This window comes from Xanthomonas sp. WHRI 6106 (assembly GCF_040202405.1).
GTDB classification, from domain to species: domain Bacteria; phylum Pseudomonadota; class Gammaproteobacteria; order Xanthomonadales; family Xanthomonadaceae; genus Xanthomonas; species Xanthomonas cannabis.
On record NZ_JBEGFC010000008.1, the window covers coordinates 180,043 to 197,870 of the forward strand.

At 66.2% G+C, this 17,828-nt stretch carries 14 protein-coding genes, 1 tRNA gene and 1 pseudogene; 4 read left to right on the forward strand and 12 right to left on the reverse strand.

The window, feature by feature from the left end; genetic code table 11:
- Positions 1–34 precede the first annotated feature (34 nt).
- Positions 35–1,300 (forward strand): flavodoxin-dependent (E)-4-hydroxy-3-methylbut-2-enyl-diphosphate synthase, encoded by a 1,266-nt coding sequence (ispG, locus tag ABQZ09_RS13475; protein ID WP_166745220.1) that lies wholly within the window; start codon positions 35–37, stop codon positions 1,298–1,300.
- On the forward strand, positions 1,281–2,012 hold the full coding sequence (locus tag ABQZ09_RS13480; protein ID WP_349777107.1) for a phosphatase PAP2 family protein: 732 nt from the start codon (positions 1,281–1,283) through the stop codon (positions 2,010–2,012). Before ispG ends, ABQZ09_RS13480 begins: the two co-directional genes overlap by 20 nt.
- On the opposite strand, the gene ABQZ09_RS13485 is transcribed toward ABQZ09_RS13480, so the two are convergent.
- The 7 genes from ABQZ09_RS13485 to amaB all read right to left on the reverse strand — a co-directional run bounded on the left by ABQZ09_RS13485 (position 2,009) and on the right by amaB (position 9,414).
- Positions 2,009–3,307: an MFS transporter gene (locus ABQZ09_RS13485; protein WP_349777108.1), complete on the reverse strand. Its 1,299-nt coding sequence runs from the start codon at positions 3,305–3,307 to the stop codon at positions 2,009–2,011. The genes ABQZ09_RS13480 and ABQZ09_RS13485 overlap by 4 nt on opposite strands.
- A 175-nt stretch (positions 3,308–3,482) precedes the next feature.
- Positions 3,483–4,394, reverse strand: a complete 912-nt coding sequence (locus tag ABQZ09_RS13490) for a DMT family transporter (protein WP_349777109.1) — start codon at positions 4,392–4,394, stop codon at positions 3,483–3,485.
- Positions 4,388–5,440: a UDP-N-acetylmuramate dehydrogenase gene (gene murB, locus ABQZ09_RS13495; protein ID WP_349777110.1), complete on the reverse strand. Its 1,053-nt coding sequence runs from the start codon at positions 5,438–5,440 to the stop codon at positions 4,388–4,390. The genes ABQZ09_RS13490 and murB overlap by 7 nt, the downstream gene beginning before the upstream one ends.
- Entirely contained in the window at positions 5,437–6,492 is a 1,056-nt protein-coding gene (locus ABQZ09_RS13500; RefSeq protein WP_349777111.1) for a quinone-dependent dihydroorotate dehydrogenase, read from the reverse strand. Before ABQZ09_RS13500 ends, murB begins: the two co-directional genes overlap by 4 nt.
- Before the next feature lie 5 nt (positions 6,493–6,497).
- A complete protein-coding gene (locus ABQZ09_RS13505) occupies positions 6,498–7,265 on the reverse strand; it encodes a class I SAM-dependent methyltransferase (protein ID WP_349777112.1) in 768 nt (255 codons plus the stop codon).
- Between the two features lie 2 nt (positions 7,266–7,267).
- Complete coding sequence (locus tag ABQZ09_RS13510; protein ID WP_039404416.1) at positions 7,268–7,552, reverse strand: DUF4190 domain-containing protein; 285 nt, start codon at positions 7,550–7,552, stop codon at positions 7,268–7,270.
- Positions 7,553–7,881: 329 nt separating this feature from the next.
- Positions 7,882–9,414, reverse strand: a complete 1,533-nt coding sequence (gene amaB, locus ABQZ09_RS13515; protein WP_349777113.1) for an L-piperidine-6-carboxylate dehydrogenase — start codon at positions 9,412–9,414, stop codon at positions 7,882–7,884.
- A 135-nt stretch (positions 9,415–9,549) separates the two neighbouring features.
- On the opposite strand from amaB, the gene ABQZ09_RS13520 reads away from it, so the two are divergent.
- Positions 9,550–9,626 (forward strand) — tRNA-Arg (locus ABQZ09_RS13520).
- Between the two features lie 16 nt (positions 9,627–9,642).
- Here ABQZ09_RS13520 and ABQZ09_RS13525 read toward each other — a convergent pair.
- Positions 9,643–10,536 (reverse strand): oxidoreductase, encoded by an 894-nt coding sequence (locus tag ABQZ09_RS13525; RefSeq protein ID WP_349777114.1) that lies wholly within the window; start codon positions 10,534–10,536, stop codon positions 9,643–9,645.
- A gap of 230 nt (positions 10,537–10,766) precedes the next feature.
- On the opposite strand from ABQZ09_RS13525, the pseudogene ABQZ09_RS13530 reads away from it, so the two are divergent.
- Positions 10,767–11,633 (forward strand): annotated as a pseudogene (locus ABQZ09_RS13530) (LysR family transcriptional regulator); the annotation flags it as partial.
- A 210-nt stretch (positions 11,634–11,843) separates the two neighbouring features.
- Here the strand turns inward: ABQZ09_RS13530 and pgaD are convergent.
- The 4 genes from pgaD to pgaA are packed head-to-tail and all read right to left on the reverse strand — an operon-like array spanning position 11,844 to position 17,382.
- A complete protein-coding gene (gene pgaD / locus ABQZ09_RS13535; protein WP_184557353.1) occupies positions 11,844–12,290 on the reverse strand; it encodes a poly-beta-1,6-N-acetyl-D-glucosamine biosynthesis protein PgaD in 447 nt (148 codons plus the stop codon).
- On the reverse strand, positions 12,287–13,540 hold the full coding sequence (gene pgaC, locus ABQZ09_RS13540; protein WP_349777115.1) for a poly-beta-1,6-N-acetyl-D-glucosamine synthase: 1,254 nt from the start codon (positions 13,538–13,540) through the stop codon (positions 12,287–12,289). Before pgaC ends, pgaD begins: the two co-directional genes overlap by 4 nt.
- Positions 13,541–13,543: 3 nt before the next feature.
- The gene (pgaB, locus tag ABQZ09_RS13545) at positions 13,544–15,442 is read right to left on the reverse strand and encodes a poly-beta-1,6-N-acetyl-D-glucosamine N-deacetylase PgaB (protein WP_349777116.1); all 1,899 of its coding nucleotides are present in this window, start codon (positions 15,440–15,442) and stop codon (positions 13,544–13,546) included.
- A complete protein-coding gene (pgaA, locus tag ABQZ09_RS13550) occupies positions 15,424–17,382 on the reverse strand; it encodes a poly-beta-1,6 N-acetyl-D-glucosamine export porin PgaA (RefSeq protein ID WP_349777122.1) in 1,959 nt (652 codons plus the stop codon). The genes pgaB and pgaA overlap by 19 nt, the downstream gene beginning before the upstream one ends.
- Positions 17,383–17,828: the final 446 nt, after the last annotated feature.

A 17,828-nucleotide genomic window follows, 5' to 3' on the forward strand; every position in this document is an offset into this window, starting at 1 on the left:
TGTGAGCCGACGGCGGACAGGCTAAAATAGCGCGATGCATGACGCCGTGACCCGCCCAACCCCTCCCGCCGACGCCACCGCCTGGCCGCGCCGCATCACCCAGGCCGTCAAGATCGGCAGCGTGATCGTGGGCGGAGGCCACCCGGTGGTCGTCCAGTCGATGACCAACACCGACACCGCCGACATCGCCGGCAGCGTCAAACAGGTGTCCGAACTGTGGCGCGCCGGCTCGGAGATGGTACGGCTGACCGTCAACAATGCCGAGTCCGCTGCCGCCATTCCACGCATCGTGGACAAGCTGCGCATGATGGGGATTGAAGTCCCGTTGATCGGCGACTTCCACTACAACGGGCACCAGTTGCTTGCCGCCGAGCCGGCCTGTGCCGAGGCGCTGGCCAAATACCGTATCAATCCGGGCAATGTCGGCTTCGGCAAGAAGAAGGATCTGCAGTTCGGTCAGCTGATCGAGTTCGCCATCAAGTACGACAAGCCGGTGCGCATCGGCGCGAATTGGGGCTCGCTGGACCAGTCGCTGGCGGCGCAGCTGATGGATGAAAACTCGCAGCGCGAAACACCCTGGGATGCCGGCCGGGTGCTGCGCGAGGCCTTGATCCGCTCTGCCGTGGATTCGGCCGAGCGTGCGGTGGAGCTGGGCTTGCCGCGCGAGCGCATCATCCTGTCGGCCAAGGTGTCCGGTGTGCAGGAACTGATCGCGGTGTATCGCGACATGGCCAGCCGATGCGACTTTGCGCTGCATCTGGGCCTGACCGAAGCCGGCATCGGCAGCAAGGGCATCGTCGCCTCGGCTGCGGCGCTGAGCGTGCTGCTGCAGGAGGGCATCGGCGACACCATCCGCATCTCGCTGACGCCGGAGCCCGGCCAGTCGCGCACGCAGGAAGTGGTGGTCGCGCAGGAGCTGCTGCAGACCACAGGGCAACGCGCGTTCACCCCGATGGTCACCGCATGCCCCGGCTGCGGGCGCACCACCTCCGAGTTCTTCCAGGAACTGGCCGGCGTGGTGCAGAACCATGTGCGCGCCAAGATGCCGGAGTGGAAGATCTCCAACCCCGGTGCCGAGAACATGACCCTGGCGGTGATGGGCTGCGTGGTCAACGGCCCGGGCGAATCGCGCCACGCCAATATCGGCATCTCGCTGCCGGGCACAGGCGAGGCGCCGTCGGCGCCGGTGTTCATCGATGGCGAAAAAAGCGTCACCTTGCGCGGTGAAAACATCGCTTACGAATTCATCGACCTGATCGATCAGTACGTCGAACGCACCTATGTCCGCCGCGCCGGCTGAGTCGCCGGCCGGGTTCAAGGCGTGGTTACGCAGCAATGCGTGGCGCATGGGACTGTTGTTCGTCGGGGTGCTGCTGCCGCTGGGCCTGTTCGTGGACCTGGCCGATGAAGTGCACGAGCTGGAAAATTTCTATTTCGACGAGCCGTTGCTGTGGAGCATGCGCAGCATCGCCACCCCGACGCTGGATGCGCTGTTCGGCGTGATATCGAAGGTGGGCTACCAGTACGGCGTGATTCCGGCAGATATCGCGATCGTGCTGGTGCTGCTGGTATTGCGGCGCTGGCGTGAGGGCACCTTTGCCGCGCTCGGCTTCGGCGGCTCGGCGCTGTTGAACATGGGTGCCAAGCAGTTCTTTCAGCGCAACCGGCCGAGCCTGTGGGAATCGATCGCCCCGGAGAGCACCTTCAGTTTTCCCAGTGGTCATGCGATGGGCTCGATGACGCTCGCGGCGGTGGTCATTGCGCTTGCCTGGCGCACCCGTTGGCGCTGGCCGGTGACGATTGCGGCCAGCGTATTCGCGCTGCTGGTCGGGGTCTCGCGCATCTACCTGGGCGTGCATTACCCCTCCGACATCCTCGGTGGCTGGTCGGCCGCGCTGGTGTGGGTGGTCGGCCTGTATCTGGTGATGTTCCGCGGCGCACGGCGGCCGCATTGGCGCAAGCCGAGCCGGGAGGTCGCGGAGCAGCCCGGCCGCTTCCCGTTCGCAAATTAAGAGCGGTGGGGAAGCTCCCGTCGCCATAGCCGGGCGCCAACGATGGTTCCGATGGAGGCCAGCAAAATCACGTAATACGCCGGTCCCATCGGGTGCTGCTTGAGCAGCATCACCACCACCAGCGGAGTCAGTCCGCCAAACACGGCGTAGCCCAGGTTGTGGGCGAACGACACGCCAGACAGGCGGATCACCGGCGGAAACGCTTCGACCATGACGCGCGGGATTGCGCCCAGCACGCCAAGCGCCGCGCCCAGCAGCGCATACAGCGGGAACAGCAACTGTGGGTCGCCGGCGAAGCGATAGAACAGCCATGCGCTCACGCCCAGGAGTACGCTCCCACCCAGCAGCACGCGGCCGTTGCCCCAGCGGTCCGACAGCGCGCCGGCCACCACCGAGCCGATGGCCTGCAGCAGCACCGCCAGCAGGTTGGCCTGCAAGGCGACCGCGGCAGGATAGCCATAGGCGCTCTGCAGCAGGGTGGGGGTCATCAGCGACACCACCAGCACCGCCGCTGCCACCACCCAGGTCAGCCATAACGACAGCGCCAGGCTGCGCGGATGGTCGCGCACCACCACCTTCAGTGGCGTTTCGCGCGCCAATGCACGCATCGCCACCATCTCGGCAAACACCGGCGTCTCGTGCAGCCAGCGCCGCAGATATACCGACAACAGGCCGAAGACCCCGCCCGCCAGGAACGGCAGACGCCAGGCGTAGTCGGCGATCTCCTGCGGCGTGTAGACGCGATTGATCGCTCCGGCGCTGAGCGAGCCGAGCAGCACGCCGGCAGCCAGGCCGGCAGTCAATGTGCCGCAGGCCAGGCCCCTGCGCTGCGCAGGCACGTGTTCTGCGACGAACACCCAGGCACTGGGCACCTCGCCACCGATCGCCGCGCCCTGCAGCAGGCGCATCGTCAACAGCAACAATGGCGCGGCCAGGCCGATCTGCGCGTAGGTCGGCAGCACACCGATGGCCAGCGTGGGCAATGCCATCAGGCCGATGCTGAGCGCGAACATGCGCTTGCGGCCGAGCAGGTCGCCGAAGTGCGCCATCACGATGCCGCCCAGCGGACGGATCAGGTAGCCGGCCGCGAAAATGCCGAAGGTCTGCAGCTGCCGCGTCCACTCCGGAATGCCCGGGGGGAAGAACAGTTCGCCCAGCACCTTCGCGAAAAAGATGAAGATGATGAAGTCATAGAACTCCAGCGCGCCGCCCAGCGCGGCCAGGGTCAGCGTCCTGTAGTCGCGGCGCGTCAGGTGGTGTGCGGCGGCGGTGCCAAGAGCGTCATGCCTGTTCATGCAGCTGCGTCCTGTTGCGGGTGGTGGCGCGCCTGCTAGTCACAGCGGTTGCGGCGTGCCATCCCATGCTAGCGCGACCTGCAGCCTGGACCGGTATGCCGATTCTGTGTGGCGGTGATCGCCGGTTGGATGCTTCGGTGGTCCGGACATGCCTGCGCGTCTGCGCCGGGTGGACTCATTCGCCGGGTTTTGCGCCTTCCACCGGCGCATGCGTGGCGGCGCGACGTGCCAGTACCGCTTCGCGATGCGCGATGTAGACGTTGGCGCCGATGATGATGGCCGCCCCGATCACGGTATGCCGCTCGATCGCCTCGCCGAACAGCCACCAGCCCAGCAGCGCCACCAGCGGCAGCTGCATGAAGCTGATCGGCTGCAGCGCCGAGACTTCGCCGAGCTTGAGCGCGCGCGTCCAGAACAACTGCCCGGCGGTACCGAAGATGCCGGTGGCCACCAGCCACAGCCAGTCGATGCCCTGCGGCCAGGTCCACTGGAACAGCGCCGGGATCAGCGACATCGGCACCCAGAACACGTAGGTGTAGAACACCACCGTGTCCGAATCGTCGTTGCGCGAAAGCTGCTTGATCTGGATTGCCACGATGGCACTGATCACTGCTGCGAGCAGCGCAATCAGCAGTCCCGGGCTGAAGGTGGACGAGCCCGGACGCAGGATCACCAGCACCCCGATAAACCCGGCTGCCACTGCCAGCCAGCGGCGCATGCGCACCTGTTCGTGCAGCCAGATCACGGCCAGCACGGTGACGAACAACGGCGTGGAATAGGAGAGCGAAATTGCCTGCGACAACGGCAGATGGCCGATCGCCCAGAACCCGCACAGCATCGAGGCCAGGCCAATCAGCGTGCGTGCAAAATAGTGCGGCAACTGACGGGTGCGCGGCAGCGTCTTGCCGGGGCCGACGAGCAGCGGCAGCAGCGCCAGCAGGCCGAATGCGTTGCGGAAGAACGCGATCTCGGTGGTGGCGACGGTCTTGGATGCTAGCCGGATGGTGATGGCCATCAGACCGAAGGCGAGCGTGCTGATCAGCATCCAGGCAGCTGCGCGCATGGACGCCGAGGGTGCAGTCACCAATGCGCTCCGATGATGCGGGGTTCCGGCTCCAGGATCACCGAGTAGCGCTCGCGCACCGATTCGGCGATGCGTCGTGCAACGTCCAGCAGCTGTGCGCCGGTTGCGCTGCCGTAATTGACCAGCACCAAGGCATGCGCTGGCGACACGCCGGCGTCGCCTTCGCGCTGGCCCTTCCAGCCGCACTGTTCGATCAACCAGGCGGCCGACAACTTGCCCTGGCCAGGCTGCTCACCCGGATACACCGGCATGTCGGCGAAGGTGGCCTGCAACGCGGCAATCTGTTCGCTCGGCAGCAGCGGATTCTTGAAGAAGCTGCCGGCATTGCCGAGCACGTCCGGGTCCGGCAATTTGCGGCGGCGGATGTTGATCACCGCCTGCGCCACATCGGCCGCGCCCGCCAGCTCGGCGCCCATGCTGGCCAGCTCCTCGCGGATGCCGGCGTAGTCCAGCCGCAGCTCGTGCAGCAGCGGCAGATTGAATTCCACCGCCACGATCAGGTAACGCTCGGGCTGCTGCTTGAACACGCTGTCGCGGTAGCCGAACGCGCAGTCCGCTGCCTCCAGCCGCACGAACTGCTGGCTGTGCTGGTCGAAGGCTTCCACCACCTGGATGAAGTCGCCCACCTGCGCGCCATAGGCGCCGATGTTCTGGATCGGGCAGGCGCCGACGGTGCCGGGAATCAGCGCCAGATTCTCCAGCCCCGACAGCCCCTGCTGCAGCGAATACAGCACCAGCGCATGCCAGTTCACGCCGGCACCGGCGCGGACGATGGCGTGGTCGGCGTGGTGCGCAATGATCGCAATGTCGCGGTTCTCGAAACACAGCACGCAGCCGGGCGGGTCGCCGGCCAGCAGCACATTGCTGCCGCTGCCCAGCACCAGCAGCGGTTCGCCCGCGATCTGCGGCGCTGCCAGCGCCTGCGGCAAGGCTTCGGGCGTGTGGATGCGCAGCAGCCAGCGCGCGGAGGCATCGACGTGAAAGGTGTTGAGTGCACGCAATGGCGCGTGTTCGCTCAACTGCCAGCCCGGTTGCACAGCCTCGTTCATAACGGCGACACCGCACCGCCGCTCGGCGCTTCGCGGCGGCGACGGATGGCGTCCACGCATTCGCCGATCAACGGCGGCCCGCGATACACCAGACCGCTGTAGCACTGCACCAGGCTCGCACCGGCCGCCATCTTGGCCACCGCGTCGGCGCCGGAGCTGATGCCACCCACGCCGATCAACGGGATCGACTCGGGCAGCCGCGCGCGCAGGCGGCGCAGCACCAGGGTGGATTGCCCCAGCAATGGCGCGCCCGACAAACCGCCGGCTTCGGCAGCCAAAGGGTGATTGGCGATCAAGGTGCGGGTCACCGTGGTGTTGGTGGCAATCACGCCATCCACGGCCAGATCGGCCAACACGCGTGCGGCGGCGTCGATGTCGCGATCGTTGAGGTCCGGCGCCACCTTCACCAGCATCGGCACCCGCTTGCCGTGCTGCGCGGCGAGCGCTTCCTGGGTCTCGCGCAGGTCGGCGATCAAGCGGCGCAGCGATTGTTCTTCCTGCAGCTCGCGCAGGCCGGCGGTATTGGGTGAAGAGATGTTGACAGTGATGTAGTCGGCCAGCGGATACACGCGCTCCATGCAGTAGCGGTAGTCGCTGGTGGCCTCCTCGTTGGGCGTGTCCTTGTTCTTGCCGATGTTGATGCCCAGCAGGCCACCGCGCCGCCGCGCGCGCTGCACATTGGCCACCAGCGCATCCACGCCCAGGTTGTTGAAGCCCATGCGGTTGATCACCGCCTGATACTCGGGCAACCGGAACATGCGCGGCTTCGGGTTGCCCTCCTGCGGCCGCGGGGTCACCGTGCCGATCTCGACAAAACCAAACCCCAACGCCAGCAGGGCGTCGATGTGCTCGCCATTCTTGTCCAGCCCGGCGCCCAGTCCGACCGGGTTGGGAAACATCAGGCCGAACGCAGGGGTCGGCAGCGGCACCGGGCGCTTGGCCAGCAGCGACGTGGTGCCGGTGCGGTAGGCGGTATCGATGGAGCGCAGCGCCAGCGCGTGGGCGCGCTCGGCATCGAGGGAAAACAGGAAGGGGCGGGCAAGCGAATACATGCGGGTCAGTTCAAACTCCCGGCAAAAATGCGGGTCTGGTAATGAAAGTCGATCAGTCCGTCGCGGGCATGCGCATCGAACAGGGTGCGCAACGCGGCCAGCATCGGCGCGTGGCGCGGGTCGTGTGCCAGCGGCGCATACGAAGACGACAGCAACCGGCCGCGCAGCGCATCGAAGTCCAGCCGCTGCACATTGGGAAAGCGCGCCATCGCGCGAAACCCGTCGCCGAACCAGGCCTGCATGGTGGCATCGTCCTGGTAGCGCTCGGCCACGGCCGAATAATCGGTGCCGTACTCCAGCAGCAGCTGCTCGTAGCCGCGCAGGAACGCGGTGCTGTCCAGTTCGCGCGAATTCCAGTACACCGCCGCCAGGCCGCCCGGCTGCAGGATGCGTGCCCATTCGCGGCGCACTGCCTGCGTGTCGAACCAGTGAAAGGCCTGCGCCGCCGACACCAGACCCACGCTGGCATCGGCCAGGCCGGTGGCTTCGGCAGTGCCGTCGGTGGCCCGGAAGGCCGGAAACTCCGCCAGCCATTGCTGGGCGGCCGCGCGCATGGCCGGGTTGGGCTCTACCGCAGTGACCGCGTAGCCGGCTTCAAGAAACAGGCGGCTGGAAATGCCGGTGCCGGCGCCGATGTCGGCCACCTGCGTGGCGGGGGTGACGCCCAGGTCGTCATGCAGCCAACGCAACACCTGCGGCGGGTAGCTAGGCCGGTAGCGCACGTAAGCGGCCACACGGTCGTTGAAGCGCTGGGCAGAGGAGGGCGCAGCCATGCTCAACTGCTGGAGGCCGCCAGCCACGCCATGCCACCGAAGAACAGGATGAAGATGACGATGCCGACCAGCCACATCGCCACCGCCAGCCAGCCAAGAATCAGCCCGCCGATGGCCAGCCCGTCGCCTTCCAGGCCTTGCGGATTGCGCCGGATTTCGGCGCGCGCCAGATGGCCGGTGATGATGGCGCAGATGCTGCCGAGGAAGGGGATCAGCGTCCAGCCGAGAATGCCTGCGACCAGGCTGACGATGGCCATGGCGCTGGTCTGTCGAACGACAACGTTCATCATGAACTCCGTGAGAGTGAGCCGGCAGCCGGTCTCTGGTGACGCGATTATCCCAGAGCGGCCGCCGAAAAGGCGTGCCGTGTGCGGTGGGAACCCCTGCGCGGCCGGTCATTGGCCTGCTCTGGCGTGCCGAAGAGCAGGCCGGGCCGCCGCGGTGCCTTGCCAGGCCAGGGCGTGTCGGAGCAGGGCAGCCAGCCGCCTGCATTGCCGCGACGCTGTTGTCAGTGGCGTGTACGGCGTCGCCGCAGATGCCGAGCAGCCTGCGGCTGCGCTCACATCGCTGCGTCGCAAGCGCGCCGGACCACCGCCGGCGCACGTTGCCGCATCGATCAGAGATCGAACTTGATGCCTTGCGCCAGCGGCAGCGAATCGGAGTAGTTGATGGTGTTGGTCTGGCGACGCATGTAGACCTTCCATGCGTCCGAGCCGGATTCGCGGCCACCGCCGGTGTCCTTCTCGCCGCCGAAGGCGCCACCGATCTCCGCACCGGAGGTGCCGATGTTGACGTTGGCGATGCCGCAATCGCTGCCCGCAGCGGACAGGAACTTCTCGGCCGCTTTGAGGTTCTGGGTGAAGATCGATGACGACAGTCCCTGTGGCACACCGTTCTGCAGATCGATCGCCTCGTCCAGCGTGCTGTACTTCATCACGTACAGGATCGGGGCGAAGGTCTCGTGCTGCACCACCGCGTCGCTGTTCTGCAGCCCGGTGACGATCGCCGGCAGCACGAAGTTGCCCGGGCGATCGATCGCCGTACCACCCACTTCCACCGTGCCGCCAGCGGCCTTGGCCTTGGCGATCGAGTCGAGGAACTGCGCAACGGCGCCCTGGCTGTTCAGCGGGCCCATCAGGTTCGCCGGGTCGGTGGGGTCGCCGATCTTGCTGTCGAGCTGCTTGTACGCCTTGACCAAAGTGGCCAGCACGTTGTCGTAGATGGATTCGTGCACGATCAGCCGGCGCGTGGTGGTGCAGCGCTGCCCGGCCGTGCCGACTGCGCCGAACACGATGCCCGGGATGGCCAGCTTCAGGTCGGCGGTTTCATCCAGGATGATCGCGTTATTGCCGCCCAGCTCCAGCAGGCAGCGGCCCAGGCGATGGGCGACCTTTTCGGCGACCACGCGGCCGATCTGGGTCGAACCGGTGAAGCTGATCAGCGGCACGCGCCGGTCTTCGACCAGCGTCTGCGACAGCGCCGTGCCGGCATCGTTGATCAGGAAGAAGATGTCAGGGAAGCCGGCGTCCTTCAACGCCGCATTGCAGATCTTCATCGTCGCGATCGCGGTCAGCGGCGTCTTGTTGGACGGCTTCCAGATGCAGATATCGCCGCAGATGGCCGCAAGAAACGCATTCCACGCCCACACCGCCACCGGGAAGTTGAACGCGCTGATGATGCCCACCAGCCCCAGCGGCTGGTACTGCTCATACATGCGGTGGCCGGGACGCTCCGAATGCATGGTGTAGCCGTAGAGCATGCGGCTCTGGCCCACGGCGAAGTCGGCGATGTCGATCATCTCCTGCACTTCGCCATCGCCTTCCGGCTTGCTCTTGCCCATCTCCAACGCCACCAGCGAGCCCAGTGCGTCCTTGTGCGCACGCAGCGCCTCGCCACACAGGCGCACCGCCTCGCCCCGACGCGGGGCCGGCGTGGTCCGCCACAGCTTGAAGGCCGCCTGGGCGCGCTGGATGATCAGCTCGTACTCTTCCGGCGTGGTCGCCTGTACATCGGCGATGACGGCGTTGGTCGTCGGATTGAGCGGTTGCAGCACGCCCGCACCGGTGGCCGACGACCAGGTCGCCTCGCCGAGGTAAGTGCCGGAATTGGACGCGGCGAGGTCGAGCGCCTTGAGCAGGTCAGCGGACATGGAATCTCCTGGAGTCGGGACGGTCGCCCGGCGGCCAAGGCCAGCCAGCGACACGGGTAGCCGCCGATTTTAGCAGGCTCCACCCGCCGCCCGCCGGCTTGGCAAGCCGGCTGAACATGCGACAATGCCGCCCTTGGCCCCGTAGCTCAGCTGGATAGAGCGTCCCCCTCCTAAGGGGAAGGTCGCCCGTTCGAATCGGGCCGGGGTCACCAGGACGGCATTGCGGTTCTAGTGCCCGGTGACGCTCGCCTCGTCCGCAATGCTGTTGAGCACCGCAAGCTGTTGTGCGGACAGGTGTAGCCCGGAGGCGGCAAGGTTTTCGCGCAGGTGGGGCACCGACGAAGTGCCTGCGATGACGAGAATATTGGGGGAGCGCTGCAGCAGCCAGGCGAGGGCAACCTGCTTGGGTGTGGCGCCTGCGTCCTTGGCAACCTGCGACAGTGCGTCCGATTGCACCGGTGAGAAACCCCCCAGCGGGAAGAACGGGACATAGGCCACGCCCTGGTCGTTGAGTGCGTCGATAAAGGCGTCGTCGTCGCGTTTGACCAGGTTGTAGTGATTCTGGACGCAGACGATCTTGGCAAGCTTTTCGGCCTCGTGATACTGGGCGGGCGTGATATTGCTCAAGCCGATGTGGCGCACCAGTCCTTCGCGTTGCAGCTCGGCCAGACAGGCCACCGGTTCGGCGATCGCGCTGGTATCGGTGTCCATCATCGCGCCCAGGCGCAAGTTCACCACGTCCAGCGTTTCCAGGCCAAGACTGACCAGGTTGTCCTGCACCTGGCGTCTAAGGCTTGCAGGAGACCGATCGGCATTCCAGGAGGCGTCGCTGCCGCGGCCGATGCCGATCTTGGTAACGATCCGCAACCCGTCGGCGTATGGGTGAAGTGCTTCGCGTATCAGCTGGTTGGACACATGCGGGCCGTAAAATTCGGCGGTGTCGATGTGGTCGACGCCCAGCGCAACCGCTTCCTTCAACACGGCCAGCGCTGCGGCCTTGTCGCGGGGTGGCCCCCACACATGCGCTCCGGGCAGCTGCATCGTGCCGTAGCCCATCCGCTTGATGGAGATGCCGGTGCCGGGCAGGGTAAAGGTGCCGCCAAGACGTGTGTCGTTGTTCATTGCTGTTCCTAGAGGGGATGAGTGACGGGTCGCTGCGGTGAAACGTGAAGATGGCGCGGCCTGCGCGCGGCGGTAGTGCAGATGACTTGATCTGACAGCCCGGAAGCGGTGCGCTGGGGACTGCCGTCTGACCGTGTGTGCAATCTAGGGTGGCCGGTCCTGTGCGACAATCCGGTACAAAGCGAACGGCTCGTACGGAAATTCGAACAATGAGCGTTCGGCTGAGCGATATGGAGAGCTTTGTCCGGGTTGCGCGGGCAGGCGGGTTCCGCGAGGCGGCGAAAAGCGCCGACGTGAGCGCATCCAACCTGAGCGATGCGGTGAAGCGGATGGAGGCGTGGCTGGGCGTACGGCTGTTCAACCGAACCACGCGCAGCGTGGTCTTGACCGATGCGGGGAAGGCACTGTTGGCGCGCATCGAGCCTGCGCTGACCGAACTCGATAGCGCCACGGAGGTCATCAGCGCTTTCCGGGACACACCGGCCGGCACCTTGCGGCTCAACGTGCCGGTCAGTGCTGCGCGCCTGGTCCTGCCGCGGATCCTGCCGGCTTTCATGGCGGCCTATCCGGATATCAGCGTGGAAATTTTGACCGAAGAAAATTTCGTCGACGTCATCGCCGCAGGTTGCGATGCGGGCATCCGCTATGGCGAGCGTCTGTAGCAGGACATGGTGGCCCTGCCCATCGGCCCGCGCGTGCAACGCATCGCAACCGGGGCGTCGCCGCAGTATTTGGTGCGCCACGGACGGCCACACCATCCGCGTGAGTTGCTCGACCACGATTGCATCCGTGGCCGCTTCCCCAGCGGCGCCATGGCGGACTGGGAATTCGAGCGGGACGGCGAGGTGGTCACCATCATCCCGCAGGGGCAGTTGCTGGTGGAGATCGGTGGCGGCAGCGATCTGGCCGTGCAATCAGCGGTGGCGGGGCAGGGAATCGTCCATTTGTTCGAGGAATGGCTGCAGCCCCACTTCGATGCCGGCGCCCTGGAACCGGTATTGCAGCCCTGGTGGCAGCCGTTCCAGGGCCCTTACCTGTATTACCCGAATCGCAACCTGTCGCCGCCGGCACTCAGGGCATTCATCGATTTTGTCAGGACGTTCGAAAACGACCCGGCGGGTGGGGCAATGCATGCTGCTCCGCTACCTACAGCCAGTGCAGCGAAACGGAGCGCGCAAGCTGCGCAGCGCAGGGCGCGCGACAAGCTGCCGTCCTGAACAAGGCGGCGTCGCATCGTTCGCATCGGCGGCGGTGGCCATCGGGCACGTCGCAAAGGCTGCAATGGCCAGCATGCAGCGTAGCTGGCGTCAGCGATGCCGTAGCACGCGGACACCGACCGGCTTGGCGAACTTGTCCATCGAGACGCTGGAGATGCGGCTGTGCCGAAGCAGGCTGCCCAACTGTTCGGTGGCGCCCAGGCGCTGGTCGACTTCCGGTTCGGCCACGGTGCGCGGGCGCTTGCGCTTGTCGGCGTTGGCAAAGCGCAGGCGGTTGTACTCCGCCCAGCCGACCGTGGTGACGGCGGCCATCAGCGCGATCACCGGCAGCGCGCCCAGCGCGAACGGGTCGATAGCATTGTGGCGCAGATACAGCTCGTCATAGGCACTGCGCAGGCCAAAGAACCAGGCAAGCAGCGTTGCCAGCGGTGCCCACAGGTAGAAATAGACCATCCACGCGCCGGCGGTAGCGGCGCCGTAGGCGAGACGGCGCGAGCGGCCCAGACGTTGCGGCAGGTTGATGATGGGCGGTGTCATTGAATTCCTCGGTCGGGGCTTTTCCAGCGGGCACGCGTGTTGCGGCGTGCGATGAGGGCGCGGGGGAAGGCGATGACCGCAGTCATCATGCCGATCATCCAGAACGCAGCCGGGTACCAGATCACCCAGAAGAACTGGCGCGCCAGTCCCTTTTCGTAACGGCGTTCGATCATCAGGCTGGTGCCGAACTGCAGCAGGCAGACCACCGCCAGCACCAGGCCATGCCAGCGCGGCAGGATGGTGTCGACATACAGCGCAGGCGGCATCGCGATGAATTTGCCCAAGACCCACAACACGATGATGAAGAGCATCACGTAGGCCCAGATCAGGCTCAGCGCGTACTCCAGCAGGACCGCCCACATGCGACGGCTGCGCCAGGCCAGCGCGCGACGGCCATGGCTGAGCAGCACTTCGACGCCGCCGCGTGCCCAGCGCAGGCGCTGCATCCACAGGCCGCGGAAGGTTTCTGGCATCAGGATCCAGCACAGTGCGTTGGGTTCGTAGCGGATATCCCAGCCGTCCAGCTGCAGGCGCCAGGAGATGTCGATATCTTCGGTGACCATGTTGTCGGACCAGAAGCCAACGTGGTGCAGGGCCGAGCGACGAAACGCGCAGATCACGCCGGAGACGGTGAACAGGCGGCCGTACACGCGTTGCGCGCGCTTGATCAGCCCAACGATCGCGGAGAACTCGCCCACCTGCATGCGGCCCATCAAGGTGGTGCGGTTACGCACGCGCGGGTTGCCGGTGACCCCGCCTACGCGTGGGCCGGACACCAGGTGGCCCACCATCCAGCGCGTGGCATTCGGGTCCAGGATCGCATCGGCATCCACGCACACCAGATAGTCCGAGCGCGCTGCCAGCGTGCCCACGCGCAGTGCGTTGGCCTTGCCGTGGTTCTGTTCCAGGTGCACCACCCGCAGGCGCGGAAACTGGTGAGTGAGGTCGTCGAGCACTTCGGCGGTGCGATCGGTGCTGCCGTCGTTGATCGCGATGATCTCGAAGTCCGCATACTGCTGCGCGCTCATCGCCGCGATGGTCTCTGCCACGTGCTTGGCCTCGTTGTAGCAAGGCATCAGCAGCGACACGAACGGCTCGCTGGCCATCGGCGGCGGCTTGGACGGGCCCGATGTGCCGCGTTCGCGGCGCAGGTAGTAGTAGATCCCGCCGATCATCCAGAAGAACGCCATGATGATCGGGTAGAAAAACGCAAAGTTGAACAGGGCGGCCAGTAAGAGGCTGGTCGTCATCGGTCATCGCTCGAGATAGGGGAATTGGCGGGCCGACATGGCTTCGCGCGCTTCGGGCAGAGACGGATGGCCGCCAATGAAATCGTCCGGGTAATAGGCCAGGTGACGCACGCCGGCCGCCAGCAGCAGTTTGGTCTGCGCCAGCAGCACGCCCTCGGGCAACGGTTTGCCGCTGCGCCAATCGACGGTCTGCAGTTCGAACATGGTCTTGTCGAAGCCGCGTGGCTGTTGCCCGACGCGCCTGGCCAGCTCGCTCAGCCACTGCTGCGGGTCGTCGGCATTTTCCATGTATGGCATCGCCATGAGCGCGGTGTAGTCGTAGGCGGCTGCAAAGGCATCCAGGCGCTGCGCAAACCAGGCCTCGCTGTGCGGCTCCAGCACCGGCTGCGCAAACAGGTTGCGCACTGTCACCAGCTTCGGGCGCCAACGTTCTGCGGCCGTCTTCAGCTGCTGGGTGAAGCCGATCAGCGCCTGGGTGCGTCGTGCCGGATCGCCGCCGCCATAGGCCGGCAGCTCGTCATCGCGCAGGTAGGCATCGTCGTGGAACAGCAGACCTTCGAAGTAGGCATTGGCGGCGAGGTCTTCGTAGATGTCGGCCACCAGTGCACGCGTGCGCGGGTTGCTCGGGTCCAGCCGCGGCACGTCCTTGGGGTCGTTGCCGCGGACCTGCAATGCGGCCTGTTGCTGCGCATCGGGCAGGTGAAAGCCAAGCACCGGCAACCAGGCGAACACACGAACACCGGCGCGGGTGCGCAGCTGCCAGGCGACGCGCCCGAACAGGTCCGCGCGCATCGGCAGATGCCGGTTGGGGAAATACAGCGCATCGGCGGCGCCATCGCCATCCGGGTCGGCGAAGGCCTGCAGGAACACATGACTCGGCCCGATGTCCTTGACGCGCTGGACCAGGATGTCGAGGTTGCGCGCCAGCTGTGCGGGATCCGGGTCGTAGACGTAGTCCAGATCGATCTGCATGGCGCGCAGGCCATCGCGCGACAGGTCGCGGCGCAACTCGCCGGCCAGGTCGCGCACATCGGGGTTGTTGAACAGCAACAAGCGCCCGAGGCTGGCCAGCGACTGGCCATCCACGCGGTCGCGCCCCTGCTGGCCGATATCGGCTTCGTGCAAGCGGCCTTCCAGGTCGAAACTGAGCGTCATGCCCAACTGCGCGGCAATGGCGTTGCTGGCACGGTTGTAGGCGGCATACGGCCACACCAACGCCCGCGGCGGCTTGCCCAGATGCGCCACGATGGCATCGCGGCTATGGCGCAGGTCGGTCTCGATACGCAGGCGATAGTCGGCTTCGTTTTCATAGCCGCCGTCTGCATGCCACTCGCGCGTCACCGCAGCAGGCGTCTGATTGCCGAACGGGTTGCCGGCGATGCCCTTGTGCAGGTCATCGCTGTGCGAGCCGATTTCGACCAGGCCGCTGTCCTGCATTTCGCGCAGTTGCGCCCAGGTCACAAAATCGTCGCCGGTGAAATCGCGCGGGCCGTAGGGCACGACCTTGCCTGCAGGCAGCTCGACCCAGCTGGTCACCGGCGCAACGAGCGCGGGGTAGCCGTAGGCCTGCAACAAGGGAAACACGCGGGTGTAGACGCTGCGCAAGCCATCGTCGAAGGTGAGCAACACCGGCCGCGACGGCAATGCGCGCCGGCCGGCACGTGCGTCCAGCACCTGTTGCACGCTCACCGGGTGGTAAGCGTGCGAGCGCAGCCAGTCCAGATGCGCGGCAAAGTTGCTGGTGGACACCGCGTAACGATCCGGGTCGCCCTTGGCCGCGACGTCGTCGCGAATATCGTGGTAGCTGAGCACCAGCAGACCCGCGTGTGCCGACGACGTAAACGTCATCAGCAGCAACGCGAGCAGCAATAGCGGCAGGCGGATCAAGGCGTACCTCCCCATCGGAAATCCAGGTCCAATCCAAGTTGGTGTTCGCGCCGGCCGTCGTAGACCGGGCGCGACCAGCTCACGCCATAGGTCAGTGCGCTGCCATCGCCCAGCGACCACAGATGCCGGTACGCCACGGCAGGAACCCATTGGCTGCCGAAGCCGGACTGGTAGGTCGGGCCGGCGGTCACGTCCAGGCGTTGCCGGAAGGCGGCGTCGTAGCGGCGCCAGCCGATCTGTTCGACGCGCACCCCTGCGGCCACGCCCGTGCTGTGACGCGGGTTGAAGTAGTCGACCACGCGGTCGTCGTGCGCACGCCCGGCCGAGGCGGCAAACAGCCCATCGACCAGCACATGCGGGCTGGCCCACAGGCGTTGACTGCCCGAAAGGTCGAGCTGATCGCGCCGGTTGCCGTCGCTGTAGCGCAGCTGGCGCGCCTGCAGCTCCCAGCGTGTTTCATCGCTGGGCGTCCAGCGCAACGTGGCGCCGATGCTGTCGCCGGTGATGCCCAGGCGACGGGCCTGCAACGAGGCGTCCGGATCGCGTGTGCGCCAGGCCACGCTGCCGTACCACGCATCGGAAAAGCGCCAACCCGCGTCCAGCGCCCAGGCGGTGCCATCACGATCGAAATCGTCCAGCGCCCGGCCGCCGTACGCGTTGAGGTCCAGGCGGTCGTAGCGGTAATGCGTGCCGAGCCAGAAACTGCGGTAGCGCACACGGGTGTCCTGAAAGTCGGCCCAGTCGTCGCGCGCGCGCAGGCCCACTCGCCAGCGCTCGCCGAGCAGGGGCGATTCGGCTTCCAGCAGCGAACTGCCGAAATGGTTGCCGAGCGGCGAGATTGCCGTGGCGCTGTTGTCGGTGTCGCTGCGTCCCCAGGCATGGCTCAGATGAACCTGCCACCCGCGCTGACGTTCCAGCGATGCCCCCAGCCGCTGCAGGCCGACATCGTCGGGATACTCGGCGCGCAAGGCGGTGAACTGGGCATCGGCCAGGTCCAGGCGATCGAGGTCGCGCTGGTTTTCGACCACGCCACCGCGTGCCTGCTTTTGATGCGGGTCCAGCGTCAACGCCATCTGATTGCGTTGCAGCGCCTGCGTGGTATGGCCGCGGCGTGATTCGATGGATGCCAGCGCGGCCTGCAGTTCAGCGTTGTCCGGCCCGATGGCCACGCGATCGCGCAGCAGCTGCTCCGCGCCGCGATTGTCGTTGGCTGCCGAGCGCGCGGTCGCCAGCGCAACGTCGGCGCTGAAGCGGTCCCAGTTTTCATAGCCGCTGGACGCACCGGCACGCCGTGGCCACGGCGCCTGGCTGGCCGCCAATCGCTCGAACAGCGGCATCGCCTGATCGAAGCGTTCCTGCTCCAGCAATGCATATCCCAGCAATACCTGCGTGCCAACGTCGTCGGGCGTGTGCTTAAGTGCTTCGCGCAGTACGCCTTCTGCCTCGGCGGGGCGGCGCAAGCCCATCAGCGAGTCGCCCACGGTAGGCAGCGCGTAGCTCGGGACATCGACGCCATCTGCGCGCAGCGCCTGGTAGTTCGCAACCACATCGCGATGGCGCTGACGCTGGTTGAGGGCGACCAGGCTGTCCACGCGCAGGCGCGTGGCTTCCCAGGCGACCTGCGGCGGCGCATCGCGTTGGAGACGCGCCACGTTGGCCAGCGCCTGGTCGGTCTCCGCGTAGCGGTGCGCGGCATCGACCGGCTCGGCACTGGCCCAACCAATCATGCGCGCCACGCGATCATTGTCGAGGCGCTCGCGCTCCTGCGGCGAAAACCAGTCCGGATGACGCCATACCGCTTCGGCAGCCAGCTGCGCGCTGCCCAGATCGCTGAGGGTGAGCGCACGCATCGTGTACGCCCCCCGGTCGCGCGGGTCGTTGCGCAGCACGCGTTCGTAGATGGCCAACGCGTCCGCATAGCGCTGCTCACCGCGCAGTTGCTCGGCCTGCTGCATGGGTGTAAGGGCGGTGGAGGCGTCAGTCACGGCTGCAGGCCGCACTTCTCCGCTGCGCGCCAGAGGCACACATGCGGCAAACAGAGCGAGGCTAAGCAGGGGAGTGAGTGCGCCTGTGCGGTCAGGACGACCGCGCTGCACGTGTCGGTGCAAACAGGGAAAGGGCGAGATTCACAAGCAGTCCAGGCTATGAAGAGCGGCGATACTGCGTATGCCCATGTAAAGCGGATGTCATCACGGTGTTTACGCGATGTTCATCGCATGGGCTCGCTTGGACTAAGTGCGCAAGTCAGCACACTTACGGCGCGTCAGGAAATTTGGATGCCGCGACGATGATGTGGTGGAGGTCCTGTTGAGTGTCGTCGTCGCTGCGGATACAGCGTCGGAGCCGCGCACTGAGAGCGGCTTTCTTGCCCTATGCGCTGAAAGGCATTTCTCGAATTCCC